The organism is Stutzerimonas stutzeri, from assembly GCF_002890915.1.
Taxonomy (GTDB): domain Bacteria; phylum Pseudomonadota; class Gammaproteobacteria; order Pseudomonadales; family Pseudomonadaceae; genus Stutzerimonas; species Stutzerimonas stutzeri_AF.
On the sequence record NZ_POUT01000014.1, the window covers coordinates 62485 to 80341 of the forward strand.

General features: G+C 61.3%; 27 protein-coding genes. 1 reads left to right on the forward strand and 26 read right to left on the reverse strand.

From position 1 onward, the window contains the following. Positions 1-5: 5 nt before the first annotated feature. On the reverse strand, positions 6-497 hold the full coding sequence (locus CXK94_RS19395; RefSeq protein WP_102895538.1) for a single-stranded DNA-binding protein: 492 nt from the start codon (positions 495-497) through the stop codon (positions 6-8). A 158-nt stretch (positions 498-655) separates the two neighbouring features. Then, entirely contained in the window at positions 656-2023 is a 1368-nt protein-coding gene (locus tag CXK94_RS19400) for an MFS transporter (protein WP_102895539.1), read from the reverse strand. A gap of 411 nt (positions 2024-2434) precedes the next feature. On the opposite strand from CXK94_RS19400, the gene uvrA reads away from it, so the two are divergent. After that, positions 2435-5281, forward strand: a complete 2847-nt coding sequence (gene uvrA / locus CXK94_RS19405; RefSeq protein WP_102895540.1) for an excinuclease ABC subunit UvrA — start codon at positions 2435-2437, stop codon at positions 5279-5281. A gap of 58 nt (positions 5282-5339) precedes the next feature. On the opposite strand, the gene CXK94_RS19410 is transcribed toward uvrA, so the two are convergent. The 24 genes from CXK94_RS19410 to rpsS all read right to left on the reverse strand — a co-directional run bounded on the left by CXK94_RS19410 (position 5340) and on the right by rpsS (position 17853). Next, on the reverse strand, positions 5340-6800 hold the full coding sequence (locus tag CXK94_RS19410; protein ID WP_102895541.1) for a catalase: 1461 nt from the start codon (positions 6798-6800) through the stop codon (positions 5340-5342). A gap of 177 nt (positions 6801-6977) precedes the next feature. Beyond that, the gene (gene rplQ / locus CXK94_RS19415; RefSeq protein WP_003304056.1) at positions 6978-7364 is read right to left on the reverse strand and encodes a 50S ribosomal protein L17; all 387 of its coding nucleotides are present in this window, start codon (positions 7362-7364) and stop codon (positions 6978-6980) included. Positions 7365-7409: 45 nt separating this feature from the next. Next, complete coding sequence (locus tag CXK94_RS19420; RefSeq protein ID WP_003293045.1) at positions 7410-8411, reverse strand: DNA-directed RNA polymerase subunit alpha; 1002 nt, start codon at positions 8409-8411, stop codon at positions 7410-7412. Between the two features lie 22 nt (positions 8412-8433). After that, entirely contained in the window at positions 8434-9054 is a 621-nt protein-coding gene (gene rpsD / locus CXK94_RS19425) for a 30S ribosomal protein S4 (protein WP_011911999.1), read from the reverse strand. 17 nt (positions 9055-9071) lie between these two features. Beyond that, positions 9072-9461: a 30S ribosomal protein S11 gene (gene rpsK / locus CXK94_RS19430; protein WP_003281811.1), complete on the reverse strand. Its 390-nt coding sequence runs from the start codon at positions 9459-9461 to the stop codon at positions 9072-9074. Between the two features lie 18 nt (positions 9462-9479). Further along, the gene (rpsM, locus tag CXK94_RS19435; protein WP_003289190.1) at positions 9480-9836 is read right to left on the reverse strand and encodes a 30S ribosomal protein S13; all 357 of its coding nucleotides are present in this window, start codon (positions 9834-9836) and stop codon (positions 9480-9482) included. Positions 9837-9965: 129 nt separating this feature from the next. Then, positions 9966-10082: a 50S ribosomal protein L36 gene (gene rpmJ / locus CXK94_RS19440; RefSeq protein ID WP_003281814.1), complete on the reverse strand. Its 117-nt coding sequence runs from the start codon at positions 10080-10082 to the stop codon at positions 9966-9968. Positions 10083-10111: 29 nt separating this feature from the next. Further along, positions 10112-11440, reverse strand: a complete 1329-nt coding sequence (gene secY / locus CXK94_RS19445) for a preprotein translocase subunit SecY (RefSeq protein WP_037043293.1) — start codon at positions 11438-11440, stop codon at positions 10112-10114. After that, positions 11441-11875 (reverse strand): 50S ribosomal protein L15, encoded by a 435-nt coding sequence (rplO, locus tag CXK94_RS19450; RefSeq protein WP_003281817.1) that lies wholly within the window; start codon positions 11873-11875, stop codon positions 11441-11443. A gap of 2 nt (positions 11876-11877) precedes the next feature. After that, positions 11878-12060 (reverse strand): 50S ribosomal protein L30, encoded by a 183-nt coding sequence (gene rpmD / locus CXK94_RS19455; RefSeq protein ID WP_003289195.1) that lies wholly within the window; start codon positions 12058-12060, stop codon positions 11878-11880. Between the two features lie 2 nt (positions 12061-12062). Continuing rightward, positions 12063-12563, reverse strand: a complete 501-nt coding sequence (gene rpsE, locus CXK94_RS19460; protein WP_037043288.1) for a 30S ribosomal protein S5 — start codon at positions 12561-12563, stop codon at positions 12063-12065. A 3-nt stretch (positions 12564-12566) separates the two neighbouring features. Further along, complete coding sequence (gene rplR, locus CXK94_RS19465; protein ID WP_037043286.1) at positions 12567-12917, reverse strand: 50S ribosomal protein L18; 351 nt, start codon at positions 12915-12917, stop codon at positions 12567-12569. Between the two features lie 10 nt (positions 12918-12927). After that, the gene (rplF, locus tag CXK94_RS19470; RefSeq protein ID WP_037043284.1) at positions 12928-13461 is read right to left on the reverse strand and encodes a 50S ribosomal protein L6; all 534 of its coding nucleotides are present in this window, start codon (positions 13459-13461) and stop codon (positions 12928-12930) included. Positions 13462-13473: 12 nt separating this feature from the next. Continuing rightward, the gene (gene rpsH, locus CXK94_RS19475; protein WP_003293036.1) at positions 13474-13866 is read right to left on the reverse strand and encodes a 30S ribosomal protein S8; all 393 of its coding nucleotides are present in this window, start codon (positions 13864-13866) and stop codon (positions 13474-13476) included. A gap of 184 nt (positions 13867-14050) precedes the next feature. Then, on the reverse strand, positions 14051-14356 hold the full coding sequence (gene rpsN, locus CXK94_RS19480) for a 30S ribosomal protein S14 (RefSeq protein WP_102895542.1): 306 nt from the start codon (positions 14354-14356) through the stop codon (positions 14051-14053). A gap of 12 nt (positions 14357-14368) precedes the next feature. After that, on the reverse strand, positions 14369-14908 hold the full coding sequence (gene rplE / locus CXK94_RS19485) for a 50S ribosomal protein L5 (RefSeq protein ID WP_037043280.1): 540 nt from the start codon (positions 14906-14908) through the stop codon (positions 14369-14371). Positions 14909-14927: 19 nt separating this feature from the next. Continuing rightward, positions 14928-15242 (reverse strand): 50S ribosomal protein L24, encoded by a 315-nt coding sequence (gene rplX / locus CXK94_RS19490; protein WP_037043278.1) that lies wholly within the window; start codon positions 15240-15242, stop codon positions 14928-14930. Between the two features lie 11 nt (positions 15243-15253). Further along, positions 15254-15622 carry a 50S ribosomal protein L14 gene (rplN, locus tag CXK94_RS19495; protein ID WP_003281831.1) on the reverse strand — a complete coding sequence of 123 codons (369 nt, stop codon included), beginning with the start codon at positions 15620-15622 and terminating at the stop codon, positions 15254-15256. 23 nt (positions 15623-15645) lie between these two features. Further along, complete coding sequence (gene rpsQ / locus CXK94_RS19500) at positions 15646-15912, reverse strand: 30S ribosomal protein S17 (protein WP_011911990.1); 267 nt, start codon at positions 15910-15912, stop codon at positions 15646-15648. 2 nt (positions 15913-15914) lie between these two features. Further along, positions 15915-16106, reverse strand: coding sequence for a 50S ribosomal protein L29 (rpmC, locus tag CXK94_RS19505; RefSeq protein ID WP_003281834.1), 192 nt, complete (start codon positions 16104-16106; stop codon positions 15915-15917). Next, positions 16106-16519: a 50S ribosomal protein L16 gene (gene rplP, locus CXK94_RS19510; RefSeq protein ID WP_003281836.1), complete on the reverse strand. Its 414-nt coding sequence runs from the start codon at positions 16517-16519 to the stop codon at positions 16106-16108. Before rplP ends, rpmC begins: the two co-directional genes overlap by 1 nt. Before the next feature lie 12 nt (positions 16520-16531). Further along, positions 16532-17218 carry a 30S ribosomal protein S3 gene (gene rpsC / locus CXK94_RS19515; protein WP_003289210.1) on the reverse strand — a complete coding sequence of 229 codons (687 nt, stop codon included), beginning with the start codon at positions 17216-17218 and terminating at the stop codon, positions 16532-16534. 13 nt (positions 17219-17231) lie between these two features. Then, the gene (gene rplV / locus CXK94_RS19520; RefSeq protein WP_003304070.1) at positions 17232-17564 is read right to left on the reverse strand and encodes a 50S ribosomal protein L22; all 333 of its coding nucleotides are present in this window, start codon (positions 17562-17564) and stop codon (positions 17232-17234) included. A 13-nt stretch (positions 17565-17577) separates the two neighbouring features. Beyond that, positions 17578-17853, reverse strand: a complete 276-nt coding sequence (gene rpsS, locus CXK94_RS19525) for a 30S ribosomal protein S19 (RefSeq protein ID WP_003293029.1) — start codon at positions 17851-17853, stop codon at positions 17578-17580. Positions 17854-17857: the final 4 nt, after the last annotated feature.

The following is a 17857-nucleotide window of genomic DNA, read 5'->3' on the forward strand; positions in this document are numbered from 1 at the left end:
AGACTCTAGAAGGGGATGTCGTCGTCGAAGCTGTCGTAATCCGGCGCCGGTTGCTGCCGTGCTGCGGGCTGCTGCGGCTGGGCCTGCGGGCGCGGTGCCTGCTGCGGCTCGCGCTGCGGGCGCGCCTGGCGCGGGGCATCGTCGGCGTTGCCGCCACGGCTGCCCAGCAGCTGCATGCTGCCGTTCATGTCGACCACGATCTCGGTGGTGTAACGCTTGACGCCGTCCTTCTCCCACTCGCGGGTCTGCAGGCGGCCTTCGATGTAGCACTGCGAGCCCTTGCGCAGGTACTCGCCAGCGATCTCGGCGACCTTGCCGAACAGCACCACGCGGTGCCATTCGGTACGCTCCTGCAACTGGCCGGTCTGCTTGTCCTTCCAGCTGTCGGTGGTGGCCAGGGTGATGTTGGTCACCGCATTGCCATTGGGCATGTAGCGGGTTTCCGGGTCGCCGCCGACATTGCCGATCAAGATGACTTTATTCACCCCTCTGGCCATGGGTAACTCCTTTCTGGAACAGTGATTTTGAGTGGGCTCGCGATGCGCAGATCCTGCTTGCAGGAACACCCGAAGACCGAGCATCTTACCTCAGCCCACCCCGGGCGGCCAACCGCCGCACCGCCAAGTTGTGCCCGAGCTGGCAACTGAGGCCGCCTTCAGCCCACCAGGCGATCCAGCGCCTCGCGGTCGAGTTGCAGGGTATCCACCTTGATGTAGGCGGCCGCCTCTTCGACGACGATCAGCACATCGCTGACACCCTGCACGCCGCGCAGATCGGCACCGAGCCCGGCATTCGCCAGGGCGCTGGCGGAGAGCGGCAGGCGCAGGCTGGTGACGTAGGGCGGTTCACGCATGCTGTAGGCCACGCCGAACCATAGCGCACAGAGCACGGCGCAGCCGCTGAACACCAGCGCCAGCCCACCCTGCTGGTAGAGCAGCCCGCCGAGCACGCCGCCCAGGCCGGCACCGAGGAACTGGCTGGTGGAATAGACCCCCATCGCGGTGCCCTTGCCGCCAGCCGGCGCCACCTTGCTGATCAGCGAGGGCAGCGAGGCTTCCAGCAGGTTGAAGGCGATGAAGAAGCCGACCATGCCGATCACCAGCATCCACAGGCCGTTGCCCAGCAGCCAGAAGAACAGCTCGCACAGCAGCAGCGCAGCGACTGCGCCGAGCACCACCCGGCGCATCTGCCGCTTCCTCTCGCCATAGATGATGAACGGGATCATGCCGAAGAAGCCGATCATCAGCGCCGTGAGGTAGACCCACCAGTGCTCGTCCTTGGGCAGCGCGCCCTGCTCCACCAGCGCCAGCGGCAGGGCGACGAAGCTGGCCATGAGGATCGCGTGCAACGCCAGGATGCTGAAGTCCAGCCGCAACAGGTCGGGATGACGCAGCGTCAGGCCGAGCGCCTGCCTGGCGACGCCGGACTCACGGTGGCGCACGTGCGCCTCGGCACGCGGCAGCAGCGCGACGATGACGCCGCCGACCAGCGCCATCGCCGCCGTCACCCAGAACAAGCCGGAAAGGCCGAACGCCCGGGTCAGCAGCGGCCCGACGATCATCGCCACAGCGAAGGAGAAACCGATGCTCACGCCGATCAGGGCCATCGCCTTGGTCCGATGCTGCTCGCGCGTGAGATCCGAGAGCAGCGCCATCACCGCCGCGGAAATCGCTCCGGCGCCCTGCAGGATGCGCCCGGCGATCACGCCCCAGATACTGTCGGACATCGCCGCCAATACGGCGCCAGCAGCGAAGATCAGCAAGCCGAAATAAATGATCGGCAAGCGACCGATGCGGTCAGAAAGGATGCCGAAGGGAATTTGCAGCAGCGCCTGGGTCAAACCATAGGCGCCGATGGCCAGACCGATCAGCGTGGGTGTGGCGCCGTCGAGATCCATGCCGTAGGTCGCCAGCACCGGCAAAACCATGAACATGCCGAGCATGCGGAACGCGAAAACCAGGGCCAGCCCGGCCGCTGCGCGTGTTTCGCTGGCGCTCATGCGCTCGCTGTAGGGGTCCTGCATGGAGGGTCTCGCTTGTATGAACCGGCGGCGATTCTAGCAGCCATCCTATAGGGTCTGTTGCCGTTTCAGCGCAATCCGCGTTGCTGCGTCAAATGGCGCCATGGCCGGGCGGCGTTCCGCAGGCGCGGGACGCAGGTAATGGTCATTCCCTTGCCAAGTCCCGCAACGCCGCATGGCGTCATTTGCCGCGCAACCCGAAGGGCCGGGCCTGTTTTTGCGCGATGCGGCGTTACTCGTCGCTTATTTGGAATGCCAAACTTCGCTCCTCGTGCCTTGCCTCGCGCAAGAACAGGCTCCGGCGCGGACGCGCTGAAACGGCAACAGACCCTAGCAGGCACAGGCGCGCGGTTTTGCCGCGACTATCACCCCGGCCGTATACTTTCGGGTTTCCGCCCGCCACGCGAGGCTGTTTTGGACAAGATTCTGATTCGTGGTGCCCGCACCCACAACCTGAAGAACATCGACCTCACCCTGCCACGCGACAAGCTGATCGTCATCACCGGCCTGTCCGGCTCCGGCAAGTCCTCGCTGGCGTTCGACACGCTCTACGCCGAGGGCCAGCGGCGCTACGTCGAGTCCCTCTCGGCCTACGCCCGGCAATTTCTGTCGATGATGGAAAAGCCCGACGTCGACACCATCGAGGGGCTCTCCCCAGCGATCTCCATCGAGCAGAAATCCACGTCGCACAACCCGCGCTCCACCGTCGGCACCATCACCGAGATCTACGACTACCTGCGCCTGCTCTACGCGCGGGTCGGCACGCCGCGCTGCCCGGACCATGACGCGCCGCTGGAGGCGCAGACCGTCAGCCAGATGGTCGATCAGGTGCTGGCCCTGCCTGAAGGGCGCAAGCTGATGCTGCTGGCACCGGTCATCCGCGAGCGCAAGGGCGAGCATCTGGCGGTGTTCGACGAACTGCGCGCCCAGGGCTTCGTCCGCGCACGGGTCAACGGCAAGCTGTACGAGCTGGACGAATTGCCCAAGCTGGACAAGCAGAAAAAGCACTCCATCGACGTGGTGGTGGACCGCTTCAAGGTCCGCGGCGACCTGCAGCAGCGCCTGGCCGAGTCCTTCGAGACCGCGCTCAAGCTGGCCGACGGCATCGCCCTGGTCGCCTCCATGGAAGAGGACGACGACAGTGAGGATCTGATCTTCTCCGCGCGCTTCGCCTGCCCGATCTGCGGCCACTCGATCAGCGAACTGGAACCCAAGCTGTTCTCGTTCAACAACCCCGCCGGCGCCTGCCCGACCTGCGATGGCCTGGGCGTGAAGCAGTTCTTCGACGCCAAGCGCCTGGTCAACGGCGAACTGACCCTGGCCGAAGGCGCCATCCGCGGCTGGGACCGGCGCAACGCCTACTACTTCCAGATGCTCGGCTCGCTGGCCTCGCACTACGGCTTCAGCCTCGACGAGCCGTTCGACGCGCTGTCGGCCGAGCACCAGAAATTCATCCTGCGCGGCAGCGGCCGGGAAAACGTCGAGTTCCGCTACCTCAACGACCGCGGCGACATCGTCAAGCGCTCGCACCCCTTCGAGGGCATCATTCCCAACCTCGAACGCCGCTATCGCGAAACCGAATCCAATTCGGTACGCGAAGAACTCGCCAAGTACCTCAGCACCCAGCCCTGCCCGGAGTGCCGCGGCACCCGCCTACGCCGCGAGGCGCGCCATGTCTGGGTCGGCGACAAGACCCTGCCGGCGGTCACCGGGCTGCCGATCGGCGATGCCACCGAGTACTTCGGCGGCCTGTCGCTGAGCGGCCGCCGCGGCGAGATCGCCGACAAGATCCTCAAGGAAATCCGCGAGCGCCTGCAGTTCCTGGTCAACGTCGGCCTCGACTACCTGACCCTGGACCGCAGCGCCGACACCCTCTCCGGCGGCGAGGCGCAACGCATCCGCCTGGCCAGCCAGATCGGCGCCGGCCTGGTCGGGGTGATGTACATCCTCGACGAGCCCTCGATCGGCCTGCACCAGCGCGATAACGAGCGCCTGCTCGGCACCCTGCGCCACCTGCGCGATATCGGCAATACGGTGATCGTGGTGGAGCACGACGAGGATGCCATCCGCCTCGCCGACTACGTGGTGGACATCGGCCCCGGCGCCGGCGTGCACGGTGGGCGCATCGTCGCCGAAGGCACTCCGGACGAGGTGATGGCACATCCCGACTCGCTGACCGGCAAGTACCTGTCCGGCCGCGTAAAGATCAACTACCCGCCACAGCGCACCCGCCGCGATTCGAAGAAGCTGCTCAAGCTCAAGGGCGCGCGCGGCAACAACCTGCGCAACGTCGATCTGGAAATCCCGGTGGGCCTGCTCACCTGCATCACCGGCGTATCCGGTTCGGGCAAGTCGACGCTGATCAACAACACCCTGTTCCCGATTACCGCCACTGCGCTGAACGGCGCCACCACGCTGGAAGTGGCGCCCCACGATTCGTTCGACGGGCTGCAGCACCTGGACAAGGTGGTCGATATCGACCAGAGCCCGATCGGCCGCACGCCGCGCTCCAACCCGGCGACCTACACCGGGCTGTTCACGCCGATCCGCGAACTCTTCGCCGGCGTGCCGGAAGCCCGTTCGCGCGGCTATGGCCCGGGGCGCTTCTCCTTCAACGTCAAGGGCGGGCGCTGCGAGGCCTGCCAGGGCGACGGCGTGATCAAGGTGGAGATGCACTTCCTGCCGGACATCTACGTGCCCTGCGACGTGTGCAAGGGCAAGCGCTACAACCGCGAAACCCTGGAAGTGAAGTACAAGGGCAAGAGCATCACCGAAGTGCTCGACATGACCATCGAGGAAGCCCGGGAGTTCTTCGACCCGGTGCCGGCGGTCGCGCGCAAGCTGCAGACACTGATGGACGTCGGCCTGTCGTACATCAAGCTGGGGCAGAGCGCGACCACCCTGTCCGGCGGCGAGGCGCAACGGGTCAAGCTGTCGCGCGAGCTGTCCAAGCGCGACACCGGCAAGACCCTCTACATCCTCGACGAACCGACCACCGGCCTGCACTTCGCCGATATCCAGCAGTTGCTCGACGTGCTCCATCGCCTGCGCGACCACGGCAACACCGTGGTGGTCATCGAGCACAACCTGGACGTGATCAAGACCGCCGACTGGCTGGTCGATCTCGGCCCGGAGGGCGGCTCAAAGGGCGGACAGATCATCGCCAGCGGCACCCCGGAAGAAGTCGCGGCGATGCCCCAGTCGCATACCGGGCATTTCCTCAAGCCGCTGCTGGAGCGCGACGCCCAGCCCAAGGGCTGACAGCCGGCGAAAACGAAAAGGCCCGCAGCATGCTGCGGGCCTTTTTTGCGGGCCTGGATCAGGCCAGAGCGTCTTCCAGCGGAACGTCCAGGGCCTTGGCGATACCGCTGCCGTAGGCTGGGTCGGCAAGATAGCAGTGCTTGATATGGCGCAACTTGATGTGACGATCGACACCCCGCATCGAACGGGCAGTGTTCTCGAACAGACGCTGCTGCTCGTCGGCCTGCATCAAGCGGAACAGGTTGCCCGGCTGGGTGAAGTAGTCGGCATCGTCGGCACGGTAATCGTAGCGATCCGCCGCGCCCTCCAGCGCCAGCGGCGGCTCGCTGAAGTCCGGCTGCTCGCGCCACTCGCCATAGGTGTTCGGCTCGTAGTGCAGACGGCCGCCCTGGTTGCCGTCCACGCGCATGGCGCCATCGCGGTGATAGCTGTGTACCGGGCAACGCGGCGCATTCACCGGAATCTGGTGGTGGTTCACGCCGAGGCGATAGCGCTGCGCATCGCCGTAGGAGAACAGCCGACCCTGCAACATGCGGTCCGGCGAGAAGCTGATGCCGGGCACCACGTTGGCGGGGGTGAACGCGGCCTGCTCGACATCCTGGAAGTAGTTGTCCGGATTACGGTTCAGCTCGTAGTAGCCGACCTCGATCAGTGGATAGTCGGCATGCGGCCAGACTTTGGTCAGGTCGAACGGATGGTACGGCACCTTGGCCGCGTCGGCTTCCGGCATGAGCTGCACGTACATCGTCCAGCGCGGATACTCGCCCCGTTCGATCGCCTCGAACAGGTCGCGCTGCGAGCTTTCGCGGTCATTGGCGACGATCGCCGCGGCTTCGGCATCGGTCAGGTTCTTGATGCCCTGCTGGGTGCGGAAGTGGAACTTGACCCAGTAGCGCTCGTTCGCCGGGCTGATGAAGCTGTAGGTGTGCGAGCCGAAACCGTGCATATGACGGTAGGAAGCCGGGATACCGCGGTCGCCCATGACATAGGTGATCTGGTGCAGCGCCTCGGGCAGGCCGGTCCAGAAGTCCCAGTTGTTGTTGGCGCTGCGCATGTTGGTGCGCGGGTCGCGCTTGACCGCGTGATTGAGGTCGGGGAACTTCAGCGGGTCGCGGAAGAAGAACACCGGCGTGTTGTTGCCGACCATGTCCCAGTTGCCTTGCTCGGTGTAGAACTTCAGGGCATAGCCGCGGATGTCGCGCTCGGCGTCGGCGGCGCCGCGCTCGCCGGCCACGGTGGAGAAACGGGCGAACAACGGAGTGCGCTTGCCGATTTCGGAGAACAGTTGCGCCTTGGTGTAGCGGGTGATGTCGTGGGTCACGACGAACTCGCCGAAGGCACCGGAACCCTTGGCGTGCATGCGCCGCTCCGGGATGACCTCGCGGTCGAAGTGCGCCAGCTTCTCCAGGAACCACACGTCCTGCAGCAGCATAGGGCCGCGCCGCCCCGCAGTCATCGAATTCTGGTTTTCGGCTACCGGCGCACCGGCAACGGTAGTGAGCTTAGGCTTGTCAGTCATGGCTGGATCTCCTTGGCATTCAACATTCGGGGGTATAGGCACCGGCTGGTTGAAAGCCATCATAGGAACCAAGCGCAACGCCGGCTAATGAGGAAGGCCAACGCGTCCGATAGAGCAAATCTTTCAGACATAAAAAAACCGAGCCCAGAGGCTCGGTTTTCTTCGACAGCGCCGAACTTACTCGGCAGCTTCCACCTCACCGGTGACCGGACGGTCAACCAGTTCGACGTAAGCCATCGGGGCGTTGTCGCCAGCGCGGAAACCGCACTTGAGGATACGCAGGTAGCCGCCCTGACGGGTGGCGTAGCGCTTGCCCAGGTCGTTGAACAGCTTACCCACGGCTGCTTTCGAACGGGTACGGTCGAAAGCCAGGCGGCGGTTGGCGACGCTGTCTTCCTTGGCCAGGGTGATCAGCGGCTCGGCAACGCGACGCAGTTCCTTGGCCTTGGGCAGGGTGGTCTTGATCAGTTCGTGCTCGAACAGCGACACCGCCATGTTCTGGAACATGGCCTTGCGGTGGGCGCTGGTGCGGCTCAGGTGACGGCCACTTTTACGATGACGCATGATTGAAATTCCTTACCAAACGTTCAGTTCGGTTACTGGGGACGATCAGGCCGTGGCCTTATCGTCCTTCTTGAGACTTGCCGGCGGCCAGTTGTCCAGGCGCATACCGAGGGACAAACCACGCGAAGCCAGAACGTCCTTGATCTCGGTCAGGGACTTCTTGCCCAGGTTCGGCGTTTTCAACAGCTCCACTTCGGTGCGCTGGATCAGATCACCGATGTAGTAGATGTTTTCCGCCTTCAGGCAGTTGGCCGAACGTACGGTCAGCTCCAGGTCATCAACCGGACGCAACAGGATCGGATCGATCTCGTCTTCCTGCTCGACAACCACCGGCTCGCTGTCGCCCTTGAGGTCGACGAACGCAGCCAGCTGCTGCTGCAGGATGGTCGCTGCACGACGGATCGCTTCTTCAGGATCCAGGGTGCCGTTGGTTTCCAGGTCGATGACCAGCTTGTCCAGGTTGGTACGCTGCTCGACACGGGCATTCTCGACCACATAAGCCACACGGCGAACCGGGCTGAAGGTGGCGTCGAGCTGCAGACGGCCGATGCTGCGGCTTTCGTCTTCATCGCTCTGACGCGCATCAGCAGGCTCGTAACCGCGGCCGCGAGCGACCTTGAGCTTCATGTTGAGCGAGCCGTTAGCCGCCAGGTTGGCGATCAGGTGATCGCCATTGACGATTTCGACATCGTGATCCAGCTGGATATCGGCAGCGGTCACAGCGCCCGCGCCCTTCTTCACCAGGCTCAAGGTCACTTCATCACGGCCGTGCAGCTTGATGGCGATACCTTTGAGGTTGAGCAGGATTTCGATCACATCTTCCTGCACACCCTCGATGGCGCTGTACTCGTGGAGCACACCGTCGATCTCGGCCTCGACCACAGCGCAGCCGGGCATGGAGGACAACAGGATACGACGCAGCGCGTTGCCCAGGGTGTGGCCAAAACCACGCTCGAGGGGCTCGAGAGTGATCTTGGCACGGGTCGGACTGACCACCTGCACATCGATATGGCGGGGGGTCAGGAACTCATTTACCGAACTCTGCATGGATACACCTATTTTCTAGCCCTTACTTGGAGTAGAGCTCGACAATCAGGTTTTCGTTGATGTCGGCGGACAGATCGCTGCGAGCCGGAACATTCTTGAAAACACCGGATTTCTTGTCGGCGTCTACTTCGACCCATTCAACGCGACCGCGTTGAGCGCACAGTTCGAGGGCCTGGGCGATACGCAGCTGGTTACGGCACTTCTCGCGAACGGCAACCACGTCACCGGCCTTGACCTGGTAGGACGGGATATTCACGGTCTGACCGTTGACGGTGATCGACTTGTGCGAGACCAGTTGGCGCGATTCGGCACGAGTGGAGCCGAAGCCCATGCGATACACGACGTTGTCCAGACGGCATTCGAGCAGTTGCAGCAGGTTCTCGCCGGTAGCGCCCTTGCGGCTGGCCGCTTCCTTGTAGTAACCGCTGAACTGGCGCTCGAGCACACCGTAGATACGGCGCACCTTCTGCTTTTCACGCAGCTGGGTGCCGTAGTCGGACAGACGACCGCGACGCTGGCCGTGAACACCCGGCGGGGTTTCGATGTTGCACTTGGATTCGAGCGCGCGCGCACCACTCTTCAGGAAGAGATCGGTGCCTTCACGACGAGACAGTTTGCACTTGGGACCAATATAACGAGCCATTCTTCACTGTCTCCTGATTACACGCGGCGCTTCTTCGGCGGACGGCACCCGTTGTGCGGGATCGGCGTCACGTCGGTGATGCTGGCGATTTTATAGCCACATGCGTTCAATGCACGCACAGCGGACTCACGACCCGGGCCCGGGCCCTTGACGTTGACGTCGAGGTTCTTCAGGCCGTACTCCAGAGCAGCCTGGCCGGCGCGCTCTGCGGCGATCTGGGCAGCGAACGGAGTGCTCTTGCGCGAGCCACGGAAACCGGAACCACCCGAGGTAGCCCAGGACAAAGCGTTGCCCTGGCGGTCGGTGATGGTCACGATGGTGTTGTTGAAAGACGCATGGATGTGGGCGATGCCATCAACCACTGTCTTTTTGACTTTCTTACGAGGACGAGCAGCAGGTTTTGCCATGACTAAATTCCTACGCGATTACTTGCGGATCGGCTTGCGCGGGCCCTTACGGGTACGTGCGTTGGTCTTGGTGCGCTGACCGCGAACCGGCAGACCACGACGATGACGCAGGCCGCGGTAGCAACCCAGGTCCATCAAGCGTTTGATTTTCATGTTGACTTCGCGACGCAGGTCGCCTTCAACGATGAATTTGCCGACTTCGCCGCGCAGCAGTTCGACCTGCTCGTCGGAGAGATCCTTGATCTTTGCTGCCGGATTCACGCCGGTAGCGGCACAGATTTCCTGTGCACGGGTGCGACCAACACCGTAGATGTAGGTCAGCGAGATAACAGTGTGCTTGTTATCCGGAATGTTGACGCCTGCAATACGGGCCATTCAGTGAAACTCCAATTGACAGCTACCTACGCCCCGGAAGCCAAGAAAAGGGCGCGAGATATTAACGCTGTAAAAACAAATATTCAACCCGGCAGCGCACTAGCTGCCGGGTTCTGACGCCTTACACAATCAGCCTTGGCGCTGCTTGTGACGCGGTTCCGCGCTGCAGATCACGCGCACGACACCGTCGCGACGGATGATCTTGCAGTTACGGCACAGCTTTTTCACCGATGCACGAACTTTCATCACCAACTCCTAGAACCTTACGAACCATCTCAGCGGAGCATGCCGCTGCCATAGCTCTTCAGGTTGGCTTTCTTCATCAGGGAATCGTACTGGTGCGACATGAGGTGTGATTGCACTTGCGACATGAAGTCCATCACAACCACCACCACGATCAGCAACGAGGTCCCACCAAGGTAGAACGGCACATTGGCTGCAACCACAAGGAACTGGGGCAGCAGGCAGACAGCCGTCATGTACAGGGCACCGAACATGGTCAAGCGGGTCAGAACGCCATCGATATAGCGCGCCGACTGCTCACCAGGACGAATCCCCGGGATAAATGCACCAGACTTCTTCAGATTCTCCGCGACATCCTTGGGATTGAACATCAATGCCGTGTAGAAGAAGCAGAAGAAAATGATTCCAGCGCTGAACAGCAGGATATTCAAAGGCTGACCAGGAGCGATCGCCTGAGAAATATCGGCCAACCAGCTCATGCTCTCGGACTGGCCGAACCACTGCCCCAAGGACGCCGGGAACAGCAGGATGCTGCTGGCGAAGATGGCCGGAATGACCCCCGCCATGTTCACTTTCAACGGCAGATGACTGGTCTGCGCAGCGAAGACCTTACGGCCCTGCTGGCGCTTGGCGTAGTGCACCGCGATGCGGCGCTGCCCACGCTCGATGAAGACCACGAAACCGATGATCGCAACAGCCAGCAGGCCTACCGCGAGCAAGGCGATGATGTTGATATCACCCTGGCGAGCCGACTCGAAGGATTGGCCGAGGGCACCCGGCAAGCCGGCGACGATACCGGCGAAGATCAGCATCGAAATACCGTTGCCGACCCCACGCTCGGTGATCTGCTCGCCAAGCCACATCATGAACATCGCACCCGCCACGAAGGTGGTGACGGCCACGAAGTAGAAGCCGAAATCGTTGCTGAACGCGACACCTTGCCCCGCCAGCCCGACCGACATCCCGACAGCCTGGACGATCGCCAGCACCAACGTACCGTAACGCGTGTACTGACTGATCTTCCGCCGGCCGGCCTCGCCCTCTTTCTTCAACTGCTCCAGCTGTGGGCTGACAGCGGTCATGAGCTGCATGATGATCGAGGCCGAGATGTACGGCATGATCCCCAGTGCAAAGATGCTCATGCGCTCCAGCGCACCGCCGGAAAACATGTTGAACAAGCTAAGGATGGTCCCCTCGTTCTGACGGAACAGCTCGGCCAGCCGGTCGGGATTGATCCCGGGCACCGGGATGTGTGCGCCAATCCGGTAGACGATGATCGCCATGAACAGAAAGCGCAGACGAGCCCAGAGTTCGGACAGCCCACCATTACTCAGCGCGGAGAGAGCACCTTGCTTAGCCATTTATTCCTCGAACTTGCCGCCAGCTGCTTCGATAGCCGCACGCGCACCCTTGGTGGCTGCGATGCCCTTGAGAGTAACCGCACGCCCAACCTCGCCGGACAGCATGACTTTCACACGCTGCACGTTCTGGTTGATGACGTTGGCGTCTTTCAGGCTCTGCACGGTCACTACATCACCTTCCACCTTGGCCAGCTCGGAAGTACGCACTTCTGCGCGATCCATGGCCTTCAGGGAGACGAAGCCAAACTTCGGCAGGCGACGGTGCAACGGCTGCTGACCGCCTTCGAACCCGGGCGCGATCTTGCCGCCGGAGCGGGAAGTCTGGCCCTTGTGGCCACGGCCACCGGTCTTGCCGAGACCGCTACCAATACCACGGCCCGGACGCAGCTTCTCGCGACGGGCACCCGGCGCGGAACGTAGATCGTTCAATTGCATGATTAACCCTCCACACGGAGAAGGTAGTAGGCCTTGTTGATCATGCCGCGATTCTCAGGAGTGTCCTGGACTTCGACGGTATGACCGATACGACGCAGGCCGAGACCCTTGACGCAAGCCTTGTGGTTAGCCAGACGGCCGTTCACGCTCTTGACCAGCGTGACTTTGACAGTAGCGTTAGCCATGGTTAGAGAATCTCCTCGACGCTCTTGCCACGCTTGGCGGCGACCGACTCCGGCGACTGCATGGCCTTCAGACCCTTGAACGTGGCATGCACCACGTTGACCGGGTTGGTGGAGCCGTAGCACTTGGCCAGGACGTTCTGCACACCAGCAACTTCCAGGATGGCGCGCATGGCACCACCGGCGATCACACCCGTACCTTCGGAGGCAGGCTGCATGTAGATCTTGGATGCGCCGTGCGCGGCCTTGGTCGGGTACTGCAGCGTGGTGCCGTTCAGGTCGACCTGGATCATGTTGCGGCGAGCCGCTTCCATGGCCTTCTGGATGGCAGCCGGCACTTCGCGGGACTTGCCACGACCGAAACCGACGCGACCCTTGCCGTCACCCACCACGGTCAACGCGGTGAAGGTGAAGATACGGCCACCCTTTACAGTCTTTGCGACGCGGTTAACTTGAACCAGCTTCTCGATGTAGCCTTCGTCGCGCTTTTGCTCGTTATTTGCCATAACTTAGAACTCCAGCCCGCCTTCACGAGCAGCATCAGCCAGTGCCTTCACACGACCGTGGTACTTGAAGCCAGAACGGTCGAACGCCACCTGGGTGACACCTGCGGCTTTCGCACGCTCAGCGACCAGCTGACCGACTTTCTTGGCAGCTTCGACGTTGCCGGTGGCCCCATCGCGCAATTCTTTGTCCAGAGTCGAGGCGCTGGCCAGGACCTTGCCGCCGTCGGCCGAAAGGACCTGGGCGTAGATGTGCTGGGAAGAGCGGTACACACAAAGGCGTACGGTTTCCAGCTCGCGCATCTTCAGGCGTGCCTTGCGAGCGCGACGCAGACGAGTTTCTTTCTTTACGCTCATTTGCTATGCCCTACTTCTTCTTAGCTTCTTTGCGACGGACTACTTCATCCGAGTAACGTACGCCCTTGCCTTTGTAAGGCTCCGGACGACGGAAATCGCGGATTTCAGCAGCCACCTGACCGACCAGTTGCTTGTCGACACCCTTGATCAGGATATCGGTCTGGCTGGGGGTTTCAGCGGTAACGCCTTGCGGCAGTTCGTAATCCACCGGATGCGAGAAGCCGAGAGCCAGGGACAGCACTTGACCTTTGGCTTGCGCCTTGTAACCGACGCCGACCAGCTGGAGCTTGCGCTCGAAGCCTTGGCTGACACCGATGACCATGTTGTTGACCAGCGCACGCGTGGTGCCGGCCATGGCGCGAGTCTGCTGGTCGCCATTGCGACCGGCGAAACGCAGCTCGCCCGAGTCCTGGATGACTTCCACGGACGGATGGACGTTCAGTTCGAGAGCGCCCTTGGCACCCTTCACCGAAAGCTGCTGGCCGGACATCTTGACTTCGACGCCAGCGGGCAGCTTGACGGGGTTCTTAGCAACGCGAGACATGCCTATCCCCCCTTAGAACACAGTGCAGAGCACTTCGCCGCCAACACCAGCAGCGCGAGCAGCCCGATCGGTCATCACACCCTTGTTGGTGGAAACGATCGAAACGCCCAGCCCGCCACGTACTTTCGGCAACTGGTCAACGGATTTGTACTGGCGCAGGCCAGGACGACTTACGCGCTTGAGTTCCTCGATGACCGGACGGCCTTCGAAGTACTTCAGCTCGATGGACAGTTGCGGCTTGGCGTCGCCACTGACCTGGTATCCCGCGATATAGCCTTCGCCCTGAAGAACATTGGCTACAGCCACCTTCAGAGTGGAAGACGGCATGCTTACGACGGACTTTTCGGCCATCTGGGCATTACGGATACGAGTTAGCATGTCCGCTAACGGGTCCTGCATACTCATGGGCTCTTAGCTCCTAAAACGAATAAATAAGCCTTTGTACGGCTCGTGTCGCCAACGTGCGAGCAAGCGCAAAAATGCGAGGCTCAGGCGAGCCGGACATTCTAGAGACACCCCAGAAACGAATCAAGCCCCAGAAGGGGCTTGATCGATAAACAAACAGGGCGCCAGCGCCCCGTTCGTCTTGTTACCAGCTGGCCTTGACCAGACCCGGCACGTCGCCGCGCATGGCGGCCTGACGCAGCATGTTGCGCGCCAGACCGAACTTGCGGTACACGCCGTGCGGGCGCCCGGTCAGGCGGCAGCGGTTGCGCAGGCGCGAGGCACTGGCGTCACGCGGCTGCTTCTGCAGGGCGACCTGAGCTTCCCAACGCTGCTCCGGAGTGGAGTCGGGGCTGGCGATGACAGCCTTCAGCGCCGCACGCTTCTGCGCGTACTTGGCAACCGTACGCTGACGCTTCAGCTCACGGTTCTTCATGCTTTGTTTAGCCATGTCCTACTCCAATCAGTTGCGGAACGGGAAGTTGAAGGCACGCAGCAATGCGCGACCTTCTTCATCCGTCCGGGCAGTGGTGGTCAGGGTGATGTCCAGGCCACGCAGAGCATCGATCTTGTCGTAATCGATTTCCGGGAAGATGATCTGCTCTTTCACGCCCATGCTGTAGTTGCCGCGACCATCGAAGGACTTGGCATTCAGGCCGCGGAAGTCACGCACGCGCGGCAGGGAGATGGAAAGCAGACGATCCAGGAATTCGTACATACGCTCGCGACGCAGAGTCACCTTGACACCGATCGGCCAGCCTTCGCGGACCTTGAAGCCGGCGATGGACTTGCGAGCGTGAGTCACGACGACCTTCTGGCCGGTGATCTTTTCCAGGTCGGCAACGGCGTTGTCGATGATCTTCTTGTCACCGATCGCCTCGCCAATACCCATGTTGAGGGTGATCTTGGTAATGCGCGGAACTTCCATCACGTTCGCAAGCTTCAGTTCTTCCTTCAGCTTGGGCGCGATTTCCTTCCGATAAACTTCTTTTAGTCGTGCCATGGTTATCTACCTAGCAGTCTCAAGCGTCAACCGGCTTCTGGGTCGACTTGAAGACACGAATTTTCTTACCGTCTTCAACCTTGAAGCCAACGCGGTCTGCCTTGTTGGTTTCACCGTTGAAAATGGCGACGTTAGAGGCGTGCAGAGGCGCCTCCTTCTCGACGATACCGCCCTGAACGCCGGACATCGGGTTCGGCTTGGTATGACGCTTCACCAGGTTGACCCCACCAACGACCAGACGGTCGTCAGCGAGAACCTTGAGCACCTTACCGCGCTTGCCCTTGTCTTTGCCGGCGATGACGATGATCTCGTCGTTGCGACGAATCTTTTGCATGCGGCTACTCCTTACAGCACTTCAGGGGCGAGCGAGACGATCTTCATGAACTTCTCGGTACGAAGTTCACGCGTCACCGGCCCAAAGATACGGGTGCCGATAGGCTCCTGCTTGTTGTTCAACAGAACAGCAGCGTTGCCATCGAAGCGAATGATCGAACCATCGGGACGACGAACGCCGTGACGGGTGCGGACCACGACTGCAGTCATCACCTGGCCTTTCTTGACCTTGCCACGCGGAATCGCTTCCTTGACGGTAACCTTGATAATGTCGCCGATGCCGGCGTAACGGCGGTGAGAACCGCCGAGCACCTTGATACACATGACGCGACGAGCGCCACTGTTATCCGCCACATCGAGCATGGATTGAGTCTGAATCATAAAATTTCTCCGACCCTTAGCCCTTAGACTTCGACGGCGCGTTCAACGACTTCAACCAGAGCCCAGGACTTGGTCTTGGACTGCGGACGGGTTTCACGGATAGAAACCTTGTCGCCGATCTTGCACTGGTTGGTTTCGTCGTGAGCGTGCAGCTTGGTCGAACGCTTGACGTATTTGCCGTAGATCGGGTGCTTGACGCGACGCTCGATCAGAACGGTGATGGTCTTATCCATCTTGTCGCTGACGACGCGGCCGGTCAGCGTGCGGACGGTTTTCTGAGCTTCAGCCATGATCACTTACCTGCCTGCTGGTTGAGCACAGTCTTGACACGAGCGATGTCGCGCTTGACTTGCGAGAGCAGGTGAGACTGCCCCAACTGGCCAGTCGCCTTCTGCATACGCAGATTGAACTGGTCCCGTAGCAGCTCGAGCAGTTGCTCGTTCAGCTGCTCAACGGATTTTTCACGAAGTTCATTCGCTTTCATCACATCACCGTCCGCTTAACAAAGGAGGTGGCGAGCGGCAGCTTTGCAGCAGCCAGGGCAAATGCCTCACGCGCCAGCTCTTCGGAAACACCCTCGATCTCGTAGAGCACCTTGCCCGGCTGAATCTGGGCTACCCAGTACTCGACGCTACCCTTACCTTTACCCATACGAACTTCGAGGGGCTTCTTGGTAACCGGCTTGTCGGGGAACACGCGGATCCAGATCTTGCCGCCACGCTTGACGTGACGGGTCAGCGCACGACGCGCAGCCTCGATCTGACGTGCGGTCAGGCGACCACGGGAAACAGACTTCAGGGCGAACTCGCCGAAGCTGACCTTGCTACCGCGCTGAGCCAGACCACGGTTGTGGCCGGTCATCTGCTTGCGGAATTTTGTACGCTTGGGTTGCAACATTTGGCGTACCCCTTACTTAGCAGCTTTTTTACGAGGCGCAGGCGCTTGCGGCTTGAGCTCTTCATGGCGACCACCAATCACTTCGCCCTTGAAGATCCACACCTTGACACCGATCACACCGTAGGTGGTGTGCGCTTCGTAAGTGTTGTAATCGATATCGGCACGCAGGGTGTGCAGCGGCACACGACCTTCGCGATACCACTCGGTACGGGCGATTTCAGCCCCACCCAGACGACCACTGACCTGGATCTTGATGCCTTTGGCACCAATGCGCATGGCGTTCTGTACGGCGCGCTTCATGGCGCGACGGAACATCACGCGACGCTCCAGCTGCTGAGCAACGCTCTGTGCAACCAGCATGGCGTCGAGCTCCGGCTTGCGGATCTCTTCGATGTTGATGTGCACCGGCACACCCATTTGCTTGGTCAGGTCCTGACGCAGCTTCTCGACATCCTCACCTTTCTTGCCGATCACGATGCCGGGACGAGCGGTGTGGATGGTGATGCGTGCGGTTTGAGCCGGGCGATGAATATCGATACGGCTTACGGACGCGCTTTTTAGTTTGTCCTGGAGATACTCGCGCACGTTCAGATCTGCAAGCAGATAGTCTGCATACGTACGGCCGTCTGCGTACCAGACGGAGGTGTGCTCCTTGACGATTCCCAGGCGAATGCCAGTGGGATGTACTTTCTGACCCATCTGATCGACTCCGTTACTTGTCCGCAACCTTGACAGTGATATGGCAAGACCGCTTGACGATGCGATCAGCGCGGCCCTTGGCACGCGGCATGATGCGCTTAAGCGAACGCCCTTCGTTGACGAAGACGGTGGAGACCTTCAGATCATCCACATCGGCGCCTTCGTTGTGCTCGGCGTTGGCAACGGCCGACTCCAGCACTTTCTTCATGATCTCGGCGGCTTTCTTGCTGCTGAAAGCCAGGAGGTTGAGCGCGTCGCCCACCTTCTTCCCGCGGATCTGGTCGGCGACCAGGCGGGCTTTCTGGGCGGAGATGCGAGCGCCCGACAACTTAGCGGCTACTTCCATCTTTCCTTACCCCTTAGCGCTTGCCTTTCTTGTCCGCCACGTGCCCGCGATAAGTACGGGTGGCAGCGAACTCGCCGAGTTTGTGGCCGACCATGTCTTCGGACACGAGGACCGGGACATGCTGACGACCGTTGTGTACAGCGATGGTCAGACCGACCATTTGCGGCAGGATCATCGAACGACGCGACCAGGTTTTCACCGGCTTGCGATCGTTCTTTTCCACCGCCGCTTCGACCTTCTTCAATAGGTGAAGATCGATAAAAGGACCTTTTTTCAGAGAACGCGGCACTGTC